Source organism: Dyadobacter fanqingshengii (assembly GCF_023822005.2).
Classification (GTDB): domain Bacteria; phylum Bacteroidota; class Bacteroidia; order Cytophagales; family Spirosomataceae; genus Dyadobacter; species Dyadobacter fanqingshengii.
On record NZ_CP098806.1, the window covers coordinates 3892964 to 3912142 of the forward strand.

General features: G+C 45.0%; 16 protein-coding genes. 7 read left to right on the plus strand and 9 right to left on the minus strand.

What is annotated here, in order from left to right:
• Positions 1-3: 3 nt before the first annotated feature.
• The 4 genes from NFI81_RS16115 to NFI81_RS16130 all read left to right on the plus strand — a co-directional run bounded on the left by NFI81_RS16115 (position 4) and on the right by NFI81_RS16130 (position 6449).
• A complete protein-coding gene (locus tag NFI81_RS16115) occupies positions 4-1005 on the plus strand; it encodes a FecR family protein (protein WP_234611421.1) in 1002 nt (333 codons plus the stop codon).
• A 108-nt stretch (positions 1006-1113) separates the two neighbouring features.
• Entirely contained in the window at positions 1114-4548 is a 3435-nt protein-coding gene (locus NFI81_RS16120) for a TonB-dependent receptor (RefSeq protein ID WP_234611420.1), read from the plus strand.
• 38 nt (positions 4549-4586) lie between these two features.
• The gene (locus tag NFI81_RS16125; RefSeq protein WP_234611419.1) at positions 4587-6026 is read left to right on the plus strand and encodes a RagB/SusD family nutrient uptake outer membrane protein; all 1440 of its coding nucleotides are present in this window, start codon (positions 4587-4589) and stop codon (positions 6024-6026) included.
• A gap of 3 nt (positions 6027-6029) precedes the next feature.
• Positions 6030-6449 (plus strand): hypothetical protein, encoded by a 420-nt coding sequence (locus tag NFI81_RS16130; protein WP_234611418.1) that lies wholly within the window; start codon positions 6030-6032, stop codon positions 6447-6449.
• On the opposite strand, the gene NFI81_RS16135 is transcribed toward NFI81_RS16130, so the two are convergent.
• From NFI81_RS16135 to mutY, 5 genes are all read right to left on the minus strand, one after another.
• Positions 6446-7762, minus strand: a complete 1317-nt coding sequence (locus tag NFI81_RS16135) for a transporter associated domain-containing protein (protein ID WP_234611417.1) — start codon at positions 7760-7762, stop codon at positions 6446-6448. The genes NFI81_RS16130 and NFI81_RS16135 overlap by 4 nt on opposite strands.
• 135 nt (positions 7763-7897) lie before the next feature.
• Positions 7898-8380, minus strand: coding sequence for a single-stranded DNA-binding protein (locus NFI81_RS16140; RefSeq protein WP_234611416.1), 483 nt, complete (start codon positions 8378-8380; stop codon positions 7898-7900).
• A gap of 60 nt (positions 8381-8440) precedes the next feature.
• Positions 8441-9646 (minus strand): Gfo/Idh/MocA family protein, encoded by a 1206-nt coding sequence (locus NFI81_RS16145; RefSeq protein ID WP_234611415.1) that lies wholly within the window; start codon positions 9644-9646, stop codon positions 8441-8443.
• Between the two features lie 46 nt (positions 9647-9692).
• A complete protein-coding gene (locus tag NFI81_RS16150) occupies positions 9693-10550 on the minus strand; it encodes a phytanoyl-CoA dioxygenase family protein (RefSeq protein ID WP_234611414.1) in 858 nt (285 codons plus the stop codon).
• Between the two features lie 105 nt (positions 10551-10655).
• Positions 10656-11735 carry an A/G-specific adenine glycosylase gene (gene mutY, locus NFI81_RS16155; RefSeq protein ID WP_234611413.1) on the minus strand — a complete coding sequence of 360 codons (1080 nt, stop codon included), beginning with the start codon at positions 11733-11735 and terminating at the stop codon, positions 10656-10658.
• A gap of 159 nt (positions 11736-11894) precedes the next feature.
• Here mutY and NFI81_RS16160 point away from each other — a divergent pair, with 159 nt between their 5' ends.
• The 3 genes from NFI81_RS16160 (at position 11895) to NFI81_RS16170 (ending at position 14894) form a co-directional block, all read left to right on the plus strand.
• Positions 11895-12200 carry an HU family DNA-binding protein gene (locus tag NFI81_RS16160; protein WP_015813879.1) on the plus strand — a complete coding sequence of 102 codons (306 nt, stop codon included), beginning with the start codon at positions 11895-11897 and terminating at the stop codon, positions 12198-12200.
• 30 nt (positions 12201-12230) lie between these two features.
• Positions 12231-13073 (plus strand): tetratricopeptide repeat protein, encoded by an 843-nt coding sequence (locus NFI81_RS16165; protein WP_234611412.1) that lies wholly within the window; start codon positions 12231-12233, stop codon positions 13071-13073.
• Between the two features lie 258 nt (positions 13074-13331).
• Positions 13332-14894, plus strand: coding sequence for an Rne/Rng family ribonuclease (locus tag NFI81_RS16170; protein WP_234611411.1), 1563 nt, complete (start codon positions 13332-13334; stop codon positions 14892-14894).
• A gap of 24 nt (positions 14895-14918) precedes the next feature.
• Here the strand turns inward: NFI81_RS16170 and NFI81_RS16175 are convergent, their stop codons facing one another.
• Genes NFI81_RS16175 through proB form a run of 4 tightly spaced genes read right to left on the minus strand, consistent with a single transcriptional unit; the run spans position 14919 to position 19142 of the window.
• On the minus strand, positions 14919-15746 hold the full coding sequence (locus tag NFI81_RS16175; RefSeq protein WP_234611410.1) for an enoyl-CoA hydratase/isomerase family protein: 828 nt from the start codon (positions 15744-15746) through the stop codon (positions 14919-14921).
• A 32-nt stretch (positions 15747-15778) separates the two neighbouring features.
• A complete protein-coding gene (locus tag NFI81_RS16180) occupies positions 15779-16867 on the minus strand; it encodes a M20 family metallo-hydrolase (RefSeq protein ID WP_234611409.1) in 1089 nt (362 codons plus the stop codon).
• Positions 16861-18111, minus strand: a complete 1251-nt coding sequence (locus NFI81_RS16185; protein ID WP_234611408.1) for a glutamate-5-semialdehyde dehydrogenase — start codon at positions 18109-18111, stop codon at positions 16861-16863. The genes NFI81_RS16180 and NFI81_RS16185 overlap by 7 nt, the downstream gene beginning before the upstream one ends.
• Entirely contained in the window at positions 18111-19142 is a 1032-nt protein-coding gene (gene proB, locus NFI81_RS16190; RefSeq protein WP_234611407.1) for a glutamate 5-kinase, read from the minus strand. The genes NFI81_RS16185 and proB overlap by 1 nt, the downstream gene beginning before the upstream one ends.
• Positions 19143-19179: the final 37 nt, after the last annotated feature.

Here is a 19179-nt window from a genome sequence, read left to right on the forward strand (position 1 = left end):
CCAATGAACCAATACGATTTTCAGAAAACCTTGAAAAAATATCTTGCCGGGCAGCATACGCAGGAGGAAGAGGACTTTATTCTGGATCATTTCAAAAATAATCCAATGCAGGAAATGCCCGTTTTCGAAGATGAAAAAGCGGTTATTGGAAAGCGCATTAAGAAAAAGCTTGTGGCTAACACAATCGGCGAACCGCTTTTGATCCGACTAAGGCCTTACCTGGCTGCCGCAGCGTCTATACTCGTTGTGCTTGGGTTTTGGTATTTTTTGGTAAAGAAAAATGCGCCCGAAACGATTGCGGAAATGGATTTCTCACCGAATGACAGCGTGATCGAAATCAAAAACACATCAGGCAAATCCCAAAATATTCCGATGGAAGACGGCAGCATTGTGATCTTGCAAAAGAACAGCAGCATCAGCTACCCGGAGCATTTCGGCAAAAAAAACCGGCTCGTTTATTTGCATGGGGAAGCGTTTTTTCAAATCAAACGAAATCCGGCGAAACCCTTTATCGTATCTACGGGCACATTGGTAACGAAAGTGTTGGGAACGAGTTTTACAATCAAGTCTTATGATGAATCGGCGTCTGTGGAAGTGCAGGTTAAAACGGGTCGGGTGTCCGTTTACGAAGGAGCGGCTAACAATGTTGTGAACCGCAACGGCGTGATTTTGACACCCAACCAGAAAATTGTGTTTGACAAAAAATCCAAAAAAATAGAGCTGTCCATCATTGAAAATCCAATGCTGGTCATCCCTGTGAGCGAAACTGAACACGGCTTTACTTTCTCAGAAGTCCCGGTTAAGCATGTTTTCTCAGCCCTTGAAAAATCTTACGGAATAGATATCGTGCTCGAAAACGATTCAACCGATTCGTGCCTTTTTACGGGTGATTTGAATGGATTAAGCCTGTTTCAGCAGCTTGATTTGATTTGTCAGTCGGCCAACATTACCTACGAAAGACGCGGAACGGCCTTGTTTGTACAGGGTGCTGGATGCGGCGATTAGTAAATAAAATGGCGATGATGCTCGAACATCACCGCCACCATTACGCTGTTGTTACCAACAGTTTCATTGTTTGTCTTTGCGTTTGCGTCCACAAAAACCTTTAAAAATATGCATAAAAAAATACCCCTCAAAAGGGTTGTTTACAAGGTCATGAGTACTACGGCTAAACAACTGATTATTGCCATCTTATGCTGCGGCATTTCGTTCGCGCATACACTGCATGGGCAGGAACTGCTTAATAAGGACATTTCACTGAAAGTGGAATCGCTGGAAGTAAAAAGGGTGCTTCAAATGATAGAAAAGCAGGCGGACGTCAAGTTCGTATACAGCACTTCGAGCATTCAAGGTTCTCAAAATACAAATCTGAAAGAGGTTAAGGGATCATTGGACAAGGTTTTGGATCAATTGCTCACGCCTTTGAATGTGTCTTACGAAGTGGTTGGAAACTCGCGGATCTTGCTCAGAAAAAAGCCCCAAGCTCCGACCGGGAACGAACAAACATTGCAAAACCAGGGAATCACAGCGGAGCGTAACATTACGGGTAAAGTGCTTGACGAAAAAGGCGCAGGCCTTCCGGGTGTCAACATCCTGCTCGTAGGCAGTCAGCAGGGAACTTCAACCAATGAAAATGGCGATTACCGCATTGCTGTTCCCGATCAGAATGCAACATTAAAATTCTCCTTCATCGGTTATGTGAGCCAGGAAGTGGTTGTGGATAAAGAGGTTATCAATGTAACGCTCGCTCCCGACGTAAGTGCGTTGAAAGAAGTGGTTGTAGTGGGTTATGGAACGCAGGAAAAGAAGGACGTTACGGGCGCGGTTTCATCGGTAAAGGGTGCTGATTTTCAAAATCTGCCTTCCGGTGGTGCGCAGCAAGCATTGCAGGGTCGTGCTGCGGGTGTGAACATTGTCCGTAATGGGGGCGCTCCTGGTGACGCCGGTTCTATCCAGATCCGCGGTTTTGGAACGGTTAACAACTCTTCACCATTGGTTGTCATTGATGGGATCCCGTCCGGCAACATGAATGATGTGAACCCGAACGACATTGAATCCATTGAAATCCTGAAAGATGCTTCTGCATCAGCCATTTATGGAACCAGGGCAGCAAACGGCGTTATCCTCGTTACAACCAAACGTGGAAAGTTCGACGCTCCTTTATCGGTTACTGTGAATGCTTATCTGGGTGTGACCAATCGAATCAAATCCCTGGATGTGCTTACAGCGCCTCAGTTGGCTGAAATGAAGCAAAAGGCATACACAAATGACGACTTAGATATTCCGGCAATTTGGGAAGACAAACAATATCAGAACCAACTGACCAACTGGCAGGAAGAACTTTTAAAGCAGGGCGTTACCCGCAATTACGACGCATCACTGCGCGGTGGCGGAAAATATTCAACTTTTGCGATTTCCGGAGGTTATTACAATGAGGACGGAATAATCGGAAAATCAAACTATACGCGGTATACATTTAGGATCAATTCAGACCATAAAGTGGGTTCGCGGATTAAAATCGGTCAGAATTTCCAGTATACCAACACGCATAATTCAGGTCCCGACACGCAATCTTCACAAACCGGCCTACTGTTCACCGCTATCCGCTTCCATCCTGGTTTGCCGGTCCGTAATGCCAATGGTTCCTATGGATCAACGGACGGATTGGGTGCTTTCGGAGACTTGAACAATCCCATTTTTACTGTTGATACGCAGGACAAAAACAATATACGAAACCGTTTTCTCGGCAATCTGACTGGTGAACTTGAAATTGTAAACGGATTGAAATTGCGTACAAACCTGGCCATGGACGCTACGTTTTCAGACAGCCAGACATTTGATATCAAGGTTAACGATCAGTTCCGCAAGAATTCTTACAATCAGTTGAGCGTTGGCCGTGACAAAACGTGGTCCTTCTTGCAGGAATATTTCCTTTCTTACGACAAGGCGTTTGGAAAAAATTCGCTCAGTGTGGTGGGCGGTTATACTTCGCAGACATTCAAAAGCATTTATGCCAATCAGTGGGGACGTGAGTTTGCCAGTGAAGACCCTTCGTTGCGTTACATGCAGTATGCGGGGATCATCGTTTCGGTTCCTTTGGCGAATGGAGGCAACGGCGGCCGCAGTTATGATGCGCTTGGATCGTGGTTTGGAAGGGTGAATTATTCTTTCAATGATCGCTATCTTTTCACGGCAACCATGCGTAGCGACGGGTCTTCCAAGTTTGCTCCCGGCAATCAGTGGGGTGTTTTTCCTGCATTCTCGTTGGGTTGGAGGCTTTCAGAGGAAGACTTTTTCAAAAATGCATTGCCTATATTCAGCAATTTCAAGCTGACGGGCGGCTGGGGACAATTGGGTAACCAGAATGTAGCTTCCCTGCAATATCTGGCCTTGATCAACTCCACTTTCCGTTATGCATTTGGCAACGGCGGTGTGCAAAATCAGGTTTCGGGCGCTGCGCAAAGCAGGCTGGCCAACTTGAACATTGGTTGGGAAACGGCGGAAATGAGCAACTTCGGGCTGGAAGCAGGTTTATTTAAAAACAGCCTTTATTTGTCTGCAAACTACTTTATTAAGGATACCAAGAAAATGCTGCTTGCGCCACCATCTGTCGGCACAATCGGAAGCGCGACTATTCCGGATCAGAATGTTGGACAGCTTAGAAATCAGGGTTTGGAACTGGAAGCCTCTTACAAACATACAATTGGTGACGTAACATTCAACGTAAGCGGTAACGCGACTTTTATCAAAAACAAAATCACCAAACTGGCAACGCCTGGCGGCTTTCTGGCAACACAACTTTACGGAAGAGGTCAGCAAGAGATCGTGAGGACGTATGAAGGACAGCCATATGGCACTTTTTATGGCTATCAAACTGACGGTATTTACCAAAATGCAAGTGAAATTGATGACGACGCCAACATTGCAAATGATCCGCGCCGGACAGACGGGCAGATTGTGCCGGGTGATGTGCGTTTCGTGGATTTGAACAATGACGGCATTGTGGATGATGAAGACAGAACGATCATTGGCAGCCCGCAACCAAAAATTAACTACGGGTTTTCTGCGGGAGCCAATTATAAAGGTTTTGACTTCACATTATTTTTTATTGGCGTAGGTGGTGTTAACATTTACAATGCAGACCGTATGCAAGGTCTGGACGCAAGTTATCCGTTCAACCTGTATGCTGACGCGCTCAACAGCTGGGACGGCGAAGGTTCAAGCAACACCATTCCGCGCATGAGCATTAACAACGCGAACCGGAATTTCAGACCGTCAGATCTTTTTGTGGAAAAAGGAGATTATCTGCGTTTGAAAAACATGACCCTTGGATATGCCATCCCAAAAAATGCGATCAGCAAGCTGAAAATGTCGCAAGCTCGGGTTTATGTGACTGGTCAGAACTTGTTGACATTCACCAAATACACAGGCTTGAATCCTGAGTTAGGATATGTTGGTAGCGGTGGCTCATACAATCAGCTAAATGTCGATTATGCGCAATATCCGCTAGCCCGCACGTGGACAATCGGTGCTACCATTTCTTTCTAAAACCCTACGCTCAGACCATCACTGAAAGAATTTATCCTATGAAAAAAATAACACTATTATCCGGTTATATACTTCTTGCAATGCTCACTGGTTGTGATGATTTGCTCGAAACAACGCCTTACGGCCAGGTTACCTCGCAGCAATATTGGCGTAATGGTGACGATGTGGTGGCGGCTGTGAATGCAGTTTACGCGCCTTTGCTGGACGAAGACGGCTTTGCCCACACCGAATACACATTTGATAACTGCTCGGATGATATGAACCGTGCGGGAGACCATTCGGACGAGACAGCTTTGGAAATGTTCACTTTCGACGCTTCCAACTCGCATATTCTGGCTACGTGGAAAACGAAGTACGAAGTGATTTCGAGAGCCAATGCCGTGCTAATCAATGCCCCAAAGGTTACTATGGACGAAACATTGCGCAACCGGAGCATGGGTGAAGCGTATTTTTTGAGAGGATTCGTTTATTGGAGACTTTCTTTGATTTACGGCGAAGTGCCCATTTTACTGGAAGACGATGCATTGAATCTTAATTTTAATAAACCAAAATCAACATTGGCAGAAGTTCGCGCGCAAGCCGAGGCCGACTTCATCAAAGCTGCTTCCCTGCTTCCTGTTTCCTATGCGGATGGTGAAGCTGGACGCGTTACACAAGGTTCTGCGAATGGATTTTTGACCAAATTATATGTGTATCAAGAGCAATGGGCGAAAGCGATTGAAGCGAGCACCAAAGTGACTTCCAATGCTGCTTACAAGTTAGCTACCGGATTCAACCAGAATTTTGAACTAGCCACCGAAAATAACCCGGAAATACTGTTTTCGCTGCAATACGAAACCGGCTGGACGGCGGACAATTCCCCCACTTTTTATCACACGCCGCAGGCATTTGGCGGATGGGGTTTCCACGAGCCGATCGCGGATCTTGTTCAGGAATTTGAAAAAGGAGATACGCGTAAAACATCTTCTATTTTCAGCCCGGGCGACAAAGTGGACCGCAATGAGGCCGGTGTGGAAACATTCGCGGGAAATATGACGCGCGTTACAGGTTATGCTTTTAAAAAATATACGCAATTCGCTGAAAACGGCGATATGAGCCAAAGCTTGAATGCGCCATTTTTGAGAACGGCAGACGTCTATTTGTTAGCTGCCGAAGCAAAAATCCGCTCTGGGGCCAATGGCGATGCAGAATTAAATGTGGTTAGAAAACGTGCCGGACTGGCTGCCATTACAGGTGCAACCATGAAAAACATCATGCACGAAAGACGCGTTGAACTGGCCGGCGAAAACGAAAGGCATCAGGATCTGATGCGCTGGGACAAGGCAGGGCTCATTGACATTGTGGCTCATTACAAGATCAATCGTGGTCCGCATAAGCCTAGCAGAAACTTCATCAAGCCTAAACATTACTATTTCCCGTTGCCACAGCGCGAGGTGGATTTGAGTAACGGCGTATTAATTCAGAACAGCAATTATTGAGTTTTGATCAACAAAGGATTTTTATTGATTTGCCTGCTTGTCTTTTTTACGGGATGTTCGTCCCGTGAAAAAGACATTGTAGGATTATGGCGGACCGATTCCATATCCAATTATGTAAATGGATTTAGTTTCACCAATAATACAAAAGACGCACATTGGTCTTACTTTGACTATCGAGCAGACGGAACGCTTTTTCAGAGGCGAAAAGGTGAATACAGGAAGTCACGCTACAAAGTCATATCTGCGGATTCCCTCATTTACACCGATTCCACGGGGAAAGTGTTAAATGGCTATAAAATCCTGGATCTTAATGAGCGGACATTGGTTTTAAAAAAATCCCAACAACCTTATCTCTCCGGCAAAAATCAGGAATTGTACGAGATCAGATATTTTTCCAAAGCAACGCCCATAAACACAGATTAGCCAACCAGCACCCGCACCTTCTTGATACGCTTTTTATCGGCTGATTGCACTTTAAAAGTGACTTCCCTGTGCGTCGCCATTTCTCCCGGGCGTGGTAATCTTGAAAATAATTCCAGCAGAAGGCCCGCTAATGACTCATTATTGCCCCTTACTTCGTCAAAATAGTCTGTTTCGAGATTTAGCAATCTGCAAAGATCATTGATCAAAACCTTCCCTTCAAAAACGTAAGTATTGTCGTCGACCTGGGTGTAATTTACTTCATCATCCTCGTCATATTCATCATTGATATCCCCGAAAATCTCTTCAATGATGTCTTCTAATGTGATTAAACCACTCGTTCCGCCATATTCGTCCACTACAATGGCCATATGCACGCGGCGACTCTGAAAATCCTTCATCAGATCGTCCAAATGTTTGCTTTCCGGAATAAAGTATACCGGCCTAAGCAATTTTTGCCAGTTATAATGTTCGTTCTGGTGAATGTGCGGAAGCAAGTCCTTTACATTCAAGATCCCTTCAATGTGGTCCAGATCATCGCGGTAAACCGGAACTCTTGAATAGCCCGATTTATTGATCTTATCCATCAATTCATGGAAGTCCAGTTCAATGTCAAAGGCTGTGATATGCAATCGCGCTTGCATGGCTTTTTTCGAACTGGTCTCCCGGAAATTGGCAAGCCCGCGCAACAGATCCGTTTCTTCTTCACTTTCCGCTTTTGCTTCAAGTCTTTCGGTGGTAATTTCGGCACCTTCGGGCGTCAGCACGCCGAAAGAATATCCCAGCTTCATAATAGGCTGCGCAAGTGGCTGGCAAACTTTTATGAGAACGCGTGTAACACCGGACATCCTGGGGATAAGTTCAAGCGCACGCCGCGCACTGTGATAGCGAACCATCGCGTCCAGCCAGATCCATAGCAGCAGACAGCCCAGCGAAATCCATTGAAACAACTTCTCAGGGCCGTTTTGAATGTGTATCCACGCAAGCCGGGCTGCAAGAATCAACGCCAGCATTGTAATGCCGCGCTGGATTAGCGAAAGCGCAAGCTGTTGAATGCGATTGGGGAGTGTGCTTTCGACCTCGTTTTTACGTTCCCATGGGTTTTCCATCGCCCCAGAGGCAGCATATGCGGCACGGATTCCGGAAAGAAATAGGGAAATGATGAAAAGAAAAATGACCAGGATCAGGTCGTATGGCGCAAGGAAATCAGTGGGTATAAGGACTCCTGCAAATAAAGTTTGCGTACATCTTTGGGGGAGGCGAATCCCCGTACGCGTTCGGGCAAGGGGATCGTCGCTGTCTTCTGTTTCTTTCACAAATGGTCTGAAAAAGTTTGCAATAAACTTTCGTTTAAATAAATGTAGCGATTCTGCTCAAAAATATTATTCCATTGTGCTCTAAAACGCGAAATAAATACTTTTGAACAGGATCGCCGGATATATTGTAGCGTATCAGAATGGCAGGTCGTCGTCATCATTGCCAGCTGCCAATGACGGAGGAATTGGGTCTGTGGATCGTGGTGCCTGGGTGGCGCGTGGTGCTGAGGATTGCTGTTGCGCATAACCGCCATTGTTTCCTTCTCCACCACCTCCCGAGCCAGCCGGGCCGCCCAGTAAAGTCATGCTGTTGGCGCGGATTGTAACGCCGGTTTTTTGCTGACCTTCTTTATCCGTCCAGCTATCCGTGCGAATGCGGCCTTCAATGTATACTTGATTGCCCTTTTTTAAATATTTCTCTGCGACCTTGGCCAATCCTTCCCAAAGTTCAATGCGATGCCATTCCGTATTGTCGACACGTTCGCCGCTCTTGTTGGTGTATGATTCTGTTGTGGCAATGTTGAATTTTGCAACAGCCGAGCCGCTTTCCAGATATCTTACTTCCGGGTCGCTCCCCAGATTGCCGATCAAAATAACCTTGTTAACACTTCCTGCCATGATTTCTATTTGTGGATGATTTTTAGACTTAAATTTAAATATACAGATGTAAAAGCACTTTTAAACATCCTGTTCACTGATTTTGCCGGTAATTTTGTGTTTGAGAATTAATTTATTCCGGCCGTCGTGCGTCATTTCCTGCTTGATAAGAAAATATTCTTCATTGTACGACACGTAATTAGACGGCTTTGTAACACCTTCTTTTCCACGCCAAACCGGAAGCTCTACTTTCTCCCAAAGTTTGGTTTTCGCCGACTTGTAAGCGGCGTCAATCACCGCATTGACCACATAACCATCGTAAAAAGTTTCCGCTGCCTCAGTCCCGTTTTCTACTGCATTGAACATATCCGTGAACATATGGTTATAACCCAGATCATTCACCTCGTCGCCCACCGGAAACAGCCAACCCGTATTGCTTTCGGCCTTTTCGGCTACATAATCCTCCCCTTTCCCCTCTGCATTCTGGCCTGTTGTAAACATTTCAAAACCGGTTCTCAGGAAGTTGTTGATCCAGATTGTGCCTTCCGTTCCCATCACTTCGTCGCGCAGATCCATTCCGCCGCGGAACGTCCAGCTTACTTCAAACTGACCGATCGCACCATTTTCATATTTCACCAAAGCAATGGCATGATCCTCAGCATCAATGGGTTTTACCTGCGTATCGGCCCAGCACATTACTTCCACCGGCTTAATGTCTTTTCCAATAAAGTTGCGCGATATTTCAATGCAATGACATCCGAGATCCAGAATGCAGCCGCCACCCGCTTGCTCGATGTCCCAGAACCATTCACTATGCGGTCCGGGATGCGCTTCGCGTGATTTTGCCCAAATAATCCTTCCTAACGAGCCATTTTTCACGCTTTCCATGGATTTCAGGAATTTGGGCGTGTAACAAAGGTCTTCCAGGTAACCCGCAAAAATCCCCGCTTCCTCCGCTGCCTTCATCATCCGCAATGCTTCTGCACCATTGCGGCCCAGCGGCTTGGTCGAAACCACCGCTTTTTTATGCTTGGCGCATAACATTACTGCTTCTTCATGAATGTTGTTAGGCAATGCAATGCACACCATAGTTACGTCCGGATGGGCAATCACTTCCTCCATATCGGACGACCAAAAGTCGCAACCATAGTCTTTGGCAAACTTTTGAGCACTCTCATCACGTCGCGCGTAAATTGCAACAACCCTATCCCGGCCTCGCTGCCCATGAATGGATTCAGCGTAAAAACGTCCGATAAAACCGGAACCCAACATTGCCATTTTCTGCATAAATATGATTTTTAAAGTTTTAGGATAGTCTTAAAAAAGGCCCATGTCAAGTTGTTTTCACTTCACTTTCCCAGCCAGTCGTTTTCAAAGCCGGGTCGTCTTCTTTTTTCAAAAAGTCGACATCGCCAAATGACGCTGCGTCCCATTCCAAAAGCGCCCGGTCCGGGACAACCGACACCGGAACCCGCCATGAGGTGGAAGTTTCGGCGTAGGCAATGTTGGATTGGGAGTTGTAACACGAGATCAGCGACCATCTCGGATGATCCGACAAATTCGCTTCGGACCTGTGCATGAGGTTACTATGAAAAAATAATGCATCTCCCGGCTCGATCTCACAATAAACCAGTTCCATCGTTTTGAGCGCATGATTTACCATTTCCATGTCTGCACCCACTTGCTCGCCGGCAAAACCGTGGTTAACCCGGCCCATTTTGTGTGAGCCTTTAATGACTTGCAAACAACCATTCTCCTTGTTCGCATGCGTCAGAGCGACCATTACACTCATTAATTGATCAGGGAAAATGAATTGATTTTTATACCAATAACCATAATCCTGATGCCATTCCCACGCACCACCCACTTTCGGCTCTTTCTGCATCAATTTGGTATGAAAGTGACAGACCGGACTTTCTTCAGCAAGCAGTTGCCATACAGAATTGACCATTCTTTCACTCCGGATCAAATAGCCAAAAACATCGTCTCCCGGCGTGAACCACAATGAGAGCTTGGTCTTTTTGCCGGATTGATCATTCAGGTCCATTGCGTTTTTCTGCATCACCGAATTTTCAACCGCCGTTTGATACAATTTATCCGTCTCTTCTTTTGAAAACAGCCCTTTCACAACCAGGTAACCGTCTTCATTGAATGCTTTGATGTGATTTGTATTTAAACTAAAACTTGTCATAACCTGTCCGTTTTACGTGTTTAGTACAAAAATATATTACTTAAAATACAATTCCTTATGCTTGGTGAAGTTTAAAAACATTTAGACGGAATCACTTTACTATGGTCACAAATATTTTTCTTCTTTCAAGACTGTATCTATCAAAATCGGCTTTGGAAGCGTTTCTACCTCGTTTTTAGAGAAAAAATAAATATTTTCAGGAAGATCAAGATGCTCATTTTCCGGGACGGTCACCCACCAGAATTGTACGTGGAGCTTTTGATGGGTTAGTAAATGAATGTATGGTTTCGGCACTTGCCGGATGCTCCCTTGTCTTAATAATGCCAGGAGCATAACACTATCGGCCAAATCCTCCGGCGAATCGACCCGGGCGGTCGATTCCACGAGAACAAAATCGTATAATCCTTTCCAGATATCTTTCGTAGTCCTTTCCTGCATAGCCAACTTTTCGCCTTGCTGAATGATAAAATAATTCAGAAAACGGTTCTTCACTTTCATCTTTTTTGCCTTCACCGGAAGCTCGTTCTGCACATTGAATGCATAGGCATAGCAAATGTCATTAAAAGGGCAAATCGTGCAATTGGGCGACACAGGCACACATTGAAGCGCGCCAAATTCAATCATGGCTTGATTATAAGTTGCCGGATCTTCCTGTGAAATTAATGTCTTTGCAACCTTGGCAAACTCCTTTTTCCCCTCATTACTGAGCATATCCGACTTAATTCCAAAGATGCGGGACATAACCCGATAAACATTGCCATCAATCGCCGCAACCGCCTCGTTAAATGCAAAAGAAGCAATAGCTGCCGCAGTATAATTGCCCAAACCTTTTAATTTTGAGAGGGTTAGCGCAGTTTCCGGAAATTTCCCACCAAATTCGCTGACGATCTGCCGGGCCGTAAAATGCATATTCCGGGCCCTGGAATAATAACCCAAGCCCTGCCACAGCCGTAGCACATCGCGCTCATCCGCATGGGCGAGATCGAATACGGTGGGGTAATTTTCAAGGAATTTTTCATAGTAAGGCGTCCCCTGCGTGACCCGGGTTTGCTGCAAAATGATTTCGGACAACCATATTTTATAGGGGTCCGTCGTTTGTCTCCAAAGTAATGGGCGGTGGTTTTTCAGATACCAGGATTTTAGTTTTTTATTAAAATCAATTGCCTGTAAATGGTCTGATATCATAATGTTTGCACTTATATACGCTGTTATTTAACCAATTAGAAAAAAAATGAAAACGCCTTCCTTTTAAATCTTGGTAAAATTGACGTACCTTTGTGTTCCCAAAATTTAGAGGAGTAAGTAAATAAATGAAATAATATCCACTTAAAGTAAACAATCAAAGTGACTAAGGCAGACGTAATCGCACAGATTTCTGAGAAAACAGGTGTAGACAAGGGCGATGTTCAGCAAACGCTGGAATCGTTTTTCACCGTGGTAAAGGACTCACTTTCTGATGGTGAGAATCTTTATGTAAGAGGTTTTGGTAGTTTCATCAATAAAAAACGTGCGCGTAAAGTTGCCCGTAATATTTCGAAGGGAACTTCAATGATCATTGACGAGCACTTTGTACCAAGCTTCAAACCTGCAAAAGTATTTGTTGAGCAGGTAAAAGAAAGTGACAAATTGAAAGCTGTCGCTGAAAAGTAATTTACCTGAAAGGGTTTGGGTTATAACAGTATGAAAAAGTCGATTCTTCTTTCTTGTGTGCTTGCAGTTGCTCTTGTAGGAACGCTCTTCAGCCTTCCCAAAGTGGTTGTGAATACCAAGGGGAAAGAAGTAGGCAACGAAAGAAGCCAGTCCCAGGCAGCTGCTACGGCGGCTGCTCCGGACTCTTCTGTTCAATCGCATGACAAAGCCACTATTTCGCCTGATCAGCAAAAAATTGTAGATCAGTTGAAAAGTGCCTACGAGCAAGCGGGCGACAAAGACAAAGTAGCTGCGGGCTTGAAGTTGTCGGACAAATTTGCTCAACTGCAAAAGTTTGACAGCGCGGCATTTTATGCTGAGAAGGCAGCCCTTTTGTCTCCAAGTGTTGAAAATCTTGTCAGGACCGGCGATCGTTATTACGAAGCTTACGGTTTTGCCATTGAGGATCAGAAAGCAAAAAACCTTGGAGCCAAAACCCGTGAATACTACCAGAAAGCACTTGACCAGAATCCCGGCCTGTTAGCCGCAAAAGCCAACATGGCAATGACTTACGTGAATACGGAAAACCCGATGCAGGGAATTCTCATGCTGCGCGAAGTGATTGACAACGATCCTACCAACGAATTGGCATTGTTCAATTTAGGGATCTTGTCCATGAGATCTAACCAATATTCAAAAGCTGCCGACAGGTTCAGACAGATTTTGACCAATAATCCGGCCAATACAAAAGCGAAGTTCTATTTAGGATTGACGCTCGTGGAACTGGGAGACAAGGAACAGGCCCGTAAAGTCCTTTCCGAAGTTAAAAAGGAGGAGAAAGATCCTGTGATCCAGCAAGCGATTGGCGAATTGGAAGGTCGTCTGAACAATTGATAAGCAAAAAGAAAATCAATTTTTATTTTAAACGACATAAAACATGCCTTGCGGAAAAAAGAGAAAAAGACATAAGATCTCCACTCACAAGAGAAAGAAAAGACTTAGAAAAAACAGACATAAGAAGAAATAATATATCATGACCGGATTTTACAAAAAAGTCCGGTCATGCCTTCTTCCCCTCGTATGTATTGCCCCTTTCAGTCTGAAAGCGGAGGTTAAGTATCAACATTATATAGCCATTCAGTTGGTTGAACATTGAGTAACGAATTATTAATCAATTCTACTCAAAAGGGAGAACGTATAGCCCTTTTGCAGGATAAACGTCTTTTAGAATATCACGTCGAAACACCGGATCAAAGCTTTACCGTTGGGGATATTTACCTCGGTACGGTTCGAAAGCTGGTAGCGGGGCTTAATGCCGCGTTTGTTGATGTCGGTTTTGAGAAAGACGCGTTTCTGCATTATCTCGATCTTGGGCCAAATATTAACTCTCTCAACAAACTGACTAAGGATGTAATATCCAAGCGGAACAATGCAGGCAAGTTGAGTAATTTCAAAATGGAGCCTGAAATTGAGAAGCTTGGCAAGATTGATAAAGTCCTCTCCAAAAATCAACCTATTCTTGTCCAGATCGTTAAGGAGCCTATTTCTACGAAAGGCCCGAGACTTTCCTGCGACATTTCGATTGCCGGCCGTTACATTGTACTGGTCCCTTTTTCCAATTCTGTAAACCTTTCTAAAAAGATCACCGACAAGCAGGAGAGAAATCGTCTGCAACGTCTGATGTCGTCCATTAAGCCCGCAAATTTTGGTGTAATTATTCGCACCGTTGCAACTGGGAAGGATGTGGATGAGCTGAATAAGGATCTGCAAGACTGTCTGGAAAAGTGGGAAAATGGCATCAAAACATTGCGCGACGCCAAACCGCGTGACCGTGTGATAGGTGAAATGAACCGCGCATCCTCGATCATCCGCGACATGCTGAATGAATCATTCGACAGCATTACAGTTGATTCCAAAGAGGTTTACGACGACATTAAGGCTTACATTCACAACATTGCGCCGGATAGGGAGAACATTCTGAAGCTGCACAATGGCAAAAATAAGCTCTTCGAACAATTCGGTCTTGAAAAGCAGATCAAGTCGTTATTTGGCCGCTCTGTAAGCTTGCCAAATGGCGGTTACCTGATCATTGAACACACTGAGGCGTTGCATGTTATCGACGTTAACAGTGGCAACAAGTCCAATTCAGAAGAAGATCAGGAAGCGACTGCATTGAGCGTGAACCTCGAAGCAGCCAAAGAAATTGCCCGTCAGTTGCGTTTACGCGATATGGGTGGAATTATCGTCGTCGATTTTATCGATATGAAGAAAGCGGATAATAAACGCGTTCTTTTCGATACCATGCGCGACGAAATGAAAGGCGACCGGTCGAAATATACGATCCTGCCACTTTCAAAATTTGGTCTGCTGCAAATTACCCGCCAGCGCGTAAGACCTGAAATGAACATTGTAACCCGCGAAACTTGCCCCACTTGCGGCGGAACGGGCACAATTCAGGCGAGTATTTTGGTATCTGATGTAATTTCAAATAATTTGGATTACATTCTTACCAAACAAAATGAACGTGGAATCACTATTTCACTTCATCCATTCCTGCATTCTTATTTCACGAAAGGGTTAATTTCCGAGCAAATAAAGTGGCTTTTCCATTACAAAACGTGGGTGAAGCTGATCAAGGATACTTCGCTGGGTGTGGTTGATTTCAAATTCCACAACCGTTATGGTGAGGAAATTGAGATTGTTCCAGGTAATTAAGCCGATTCAAAACCGCATTAATCATTATTTCCCTTTCCAGTTCGGGCTTCTTTTCTCTTTGAAAGCCTGCATTCCTTCTTTTGCATCCTCGGATCGCAGAATCTGATCTAATTGTGCTTTGAGGAAGCTGTGCTGCTCATTCCCAGGAGTATCTTTCAAATGTTGAAATGCGTTCATGCCTTGCTGGATCGCGTACGGAGCATTCTGACAGATTTCAGCGGCCAAAAGCTGGACTTCTTCGGCGATGTTTCCCGCGAGTGCAATGTATGTTACCAACCCTAATTGAAGTGCTTCTTCCGCATCATAGCTTTTCCCGGTAATGCACATTTCCAGTGTTTTTCTGGGAGAAATAATCTGGTTAAGCGACGCCATAACCTGCATCGGCCAAATCCCACGCTTCACTTCCGGTAAGCTGTAACTTGCTTCAATTACACTAAAAACAAATGTAGAGCCGCAAATAATCAAAAATCCGCCTGCCAAAACCGAACCCTCGATCTGCGCAATGCTTGGTTTACAAACCTCATTAAAAGCATCACCAAGTTTCGCTTCTTCCCGAATTTGTGGTAAAGCAGGATTTTTAATGTTTGCAGCAGCATCATGAAAAGAAATTAAGTCTGCTCCGGCGCAAAAAACAGGGCCTTCGGCATTCACGATCAGGCAACGCACTTCGCTGTTATAATGTGCATAAGCCAATGCAAAAACGATTTCCTCGGCCATAGTCGGCGTGAAAGCATTGCGTTTTTCAGGACGGCTTAATGTGATCGTGAAGATGTGATTTGATAGAGAAGTTTTGATATATAAAAACTTCACTGACTCGAAAGTCTGCACGTCCTCTTCTGTATAAAATCGCATATTGGCGCTGGTTAGCGATGTAAAATGCGGAATTAGTCAGTCTTTTTAACAACGCCTTCCAGCATCGCAATGTACTGTTTTATGCCCGCCTCGATTTCTTGAAGATAAATAAATTCATCCGCACTATGTGACCTTCCGGAATGTCCCGGCCCCATTTTTAATGACGGACAATCTAATAGCGCCTGGTCGGAAGTTGTAGGCGAACCATATGCTTCCCTTCCTAATTTCAAACCTTCCTGAACAATCGGATGATCCATCGGAATGCTCGAAGGGCGCAATCGGATAGATCTGGCCGCAACGTCAGATTGGATATTGTCCTGAATCACTTCAATCACCTCTTCCAAAGTATATTGATCCGTAACCCGCACGTCAATAGTGAAGCTACAAGCATCAGGCACTACATTGTGCTGCGTTCCCGCATTAATGATTGTAACGGACATTTTCACCGGCCCCAGTGTGGGCGAAACCTTTGGAAACTTGTATTCCTGAATCCAGCTAATGTCCTTTAAAGCTTTGTAAATCGCATTATCACCTTCCTCGCGCGCTGCGTGACCGGATTTCCCCTTTGCCGTGCAATCGAGAACCAGTAAGCCCTTTTCAGCGACGGCCAAATGCATTTCAGTAGGCTCGCCGACAATAGCAAAAGCGATCTCAGGCAATTCGGGAACGACAATTTCCAATCCTTCCTTCCCGGAAATTTCTTCTTCGGCAGTTGCAGCAATGGCAATGTTATAAGCAAGATCCGACCGATCATAAAAATAACAGAACGTCGCAATCAGCGAAACCAGGCAACCGCCAGCATCATTACTGCCCAATCCAAACAATTTATCATCTTCGACAATGGCATTAAACGGATCCAACGTCCAGGATTTGTTCGGTTTGACCGTGTCGTGGTGGGAATTTAAAAGCAATGTAGGCTTCTTCTTATCGAAATGACGGTTGAAGGCCCAGAGATTGTTCTTTTTTTGCTGAAAAGGAATGTTTTTTGACTCGAAATAATCAGCAATCAGCTGCGCTGTATTTGCCTCTTCTTTACTAAATGAAGGCGTTTCGATCAGGCTTTTCAGCAATGATACCGCTTCGTTTGTTAATGTTTGTATATTTTCCAAAGCGCTTACCATCTAACTTGCCCGTCACCTTTTACAATCCATTTTTCGGTCACGAGCTTTTCGAGTGCGAAAGGCCCGCGCGCGTGCAGCTTTTGTGTTGATATGCCAATCTCAGCACCTAATGCGAAGACAGCGCCGTCCGTGAAGCGCGTTGATGCGTTGGCATAAACTGCGGCAGCATCCACTTCTCTAAGAAACCTTTCAATTCCGGCATCGTCCTTCGAAATGATCGCTTCGGAATGTCTTGAAGAATGTGCCCGGATATGTTCCAAAGCATCATCCAGCCCATCTACGACTTTCACAGAACATTTATAATCTAAAAATTCTCTTCCAAAATCCGCTTCCTCAGCATGTTGCAGCATTGGATAACCGTCTTTTTCAAAAATCGAATATGATGTTTCATCAGCAAAAACTTCGACATTCCATTTGATGAAGTCTTCTTTCAACCTTGGCAAAAACTCCGCTGCGATTTCCCTATCTACTAAAATCGTGTCTAGCGAATTGCAAACAGATGGCCGTGAAACCTTTGCATTCACCACAATTTTAGCCGCTTTTTCCAGATCGCCGGTTTTTTCAACATATGTATGACAAACGCCTGCTCCCGTTTCAATGGTGGGAACCAGCGAATTTTCACGCACGAATTTGATCAGGCTTTCAGAGCCTCTTGGAATGATAATGTCCACAAATCGGGTCGCAGTAAGCAATTCTGAAACAAACTTCCGGTCCGTTGGCAGCAACATAACTGCGGCAGGATCAATGTTGAATTCGGCGAGCGTTTCGTGGATCAAACCCACCAGATAGAGATTGGAGTAATGTGCTTCCTTACCACCTTTCAAAACACAAGCATTCCCGGACCGAAGGCAAAGGGACGCAACATCCAATGTGACATTTGGCCTGGATTCATAAATAACCCCTACAACGCCCAGCGGAACCGCTATTTTGCGTAGGGACAAACCTTGCTCAATTGTACGTTCCAGCAACACTTCACCGCTCGGATCAGGCAATGCTGCCACATCAAGGAGACTTTGCGCCAAACCTTGAATTCTTTGTTCATTGAGCAACAACCGGTCTTTTTTCGGATCGGAGTCGTCCATCACATCAAGATCTTTCTTATTCTCGGCGATAATGTTGGCAACATTGGCCAAAACTTTATCTGCAAGACTGAGCAAAAGGTCTGCACGCTGCCGATCGGACAAATTCCGAACAGAGGCAGATGCCTTTTGGGTTTGTTCTAATAGCGGTAAAATGGATTCCATTATAATAGTACGATATCGTTGGCATGTGCCACTTCAAAATTCACTGTTTTCATATTGGCGCGGATGGCAGCCGAAGTTTCCCTCGCGCGTGCAACCGCGATCATTTCCTCGGAAGGAGAATATATTTCAATGATTTCACCGGATTCGAAATCGCCGGTTACTTCCACCACGCCTACTGCAAGCAAGCTTTTTCTTCTTAATAATGCTTTGGAAGCACCTTCATCAATCTGCAAACTTCCTGAAACCAATCCGCCGCTTCCTAACCATCTGTTCCGGGCTGAAAGTGTGCTTTTGCCGGCGCTGATAACCGTTCCTGCATTTCCTTTTAAAGCTTCAAGCAGCTCATCCTGTTCTTTCATGCCGAAAATGACCACTTTGATCGCCATTCTAGCCGCCAGTTTGGCGAATGTCAGTTTGGATGCCATTCCGCCCAAACCTAGAAAGGATTTGTCGGTCCGTACGAATTTGAAAACCTCATTCACATTGGATACGTTCCTGAGAATGTTGCCCCGCTCGTCCAGCAGGCCGCCGACCGATGTGCAGAACATCAACGACTCGGCTCCAAAACCTACTGCAAGCAATGTGGCCAGCTCGTCATTGTCCGAAAATTTCAATTCACGGTCACTTACAACGTCGTTCTCATTTACGATGGGAATAATGTTGTTTTCCCACAATTCTTCAAACGTTTCCTTCAATTGCAGAAACTTGGCGCGGTTGGCAAAATGCTGCCTTTCACAAAGACTTTGTGCAATGTAGATCTTGTTAGGCGCAAAATAAGTCGCATATAAACCCACTAAAAGCGGATTTCCAACAGACGCAGCAGCTTTCCGTTGCGTCATCGTGCCTTTATAATCCTGGATATAAGCTTTCCCCGCACCAACGGCACCAGAAGAAACAATGATAATCCTATATTGAGAATGGATTGCCGAGACTTGCCGCGCTATTTCCGAAATAATCCTGACGTCAGGTTCACCGGAGGGAAGGGTTATAGAGGCAGTCCCGAATTTTATTACGAGTATTGGTTTTGACACTTTGAAAAATTGCTTGAACGGGACGCAAGTCATAGCG

Bases quoted from the DNA above. Each gene is read 5' to 3' on its own strand.
- NFI81_RS16150 (WP_234611414.1), bottom strand. From the start codon at position 10,550: ATGACAAGTTTTAGTTTAAATACAAATCACATCAAAGCATTCAATGAA.
- NFI81_RS16145 (WP_234611415.1), bottom strand. From the start codon at position 9,646: ATGCAGAAAATGGCAATGTTGGGTTCCGGTTTTATCGGACGTTTTTAC.
- mutY (WP_234611413.1), bottom strand. From the start codon at position 11,735: ATGATATCAGACCATTTACAGGCAATTGATTTTAATAAAAAACTAAAA.
- NFI81_RS16175 (WP_234611410.1), bottom strand. From the start codon at position 15,746: ATGCGATTTTATACAGAAGAGGACGTGCAGACTTTCGAGTCAGTGAAG.
- NFI81_RS16185 (WP_234611408.1), bottom strand. From the start codon at position 18,111: ATGGAATCCATTTTACCGCTATTAGAACAAACCCAAAAGGCATCTGCC.
- NFI81_RS16125 (WP_234611419.1), top strand. From the start codon at position 4,587: ATGAAAAAAATAACACTATTATCCGGTTATATACTTCTTGCAATGCTC.
- NFI81_RS16165 (WP_234611412.1), top strand. From the start codon at position 12,231: ATGAAAAAGTCGATTCTTCTTTCTTGTGTGCTTGCAGTTGCTCTTGTA.
- NFI81_RS16180 (WP_234611409.1), bottom strand. From the start codon at position 16,867: ATGGTAAGCGCTTTGGAAAATATACAAACATTAACAAACGAAGCGGTA.
- NFI81_RS16115 (WP_234611421.1), top strand. From the start codon at position 4: ATGAACCAATACGATTTTCAGAAAACCTTGAAAAAATATCTTGCCGGG.
- NFI81_RS16140 (WP_234611416.1), bottom strand. From the start codon at position 8,380: ATGGCAGGAAGTGTTAACAAGGTTATTTTGATCGGCAATCTGGGGAGC.
- NFI81_RS16120 (WP_234611420.1), top strand. From the start codon at position 1,114: ATGCATAAAAAAATACCCCTCAAAAGGGTTGTTTACAAGGTCATGAGT.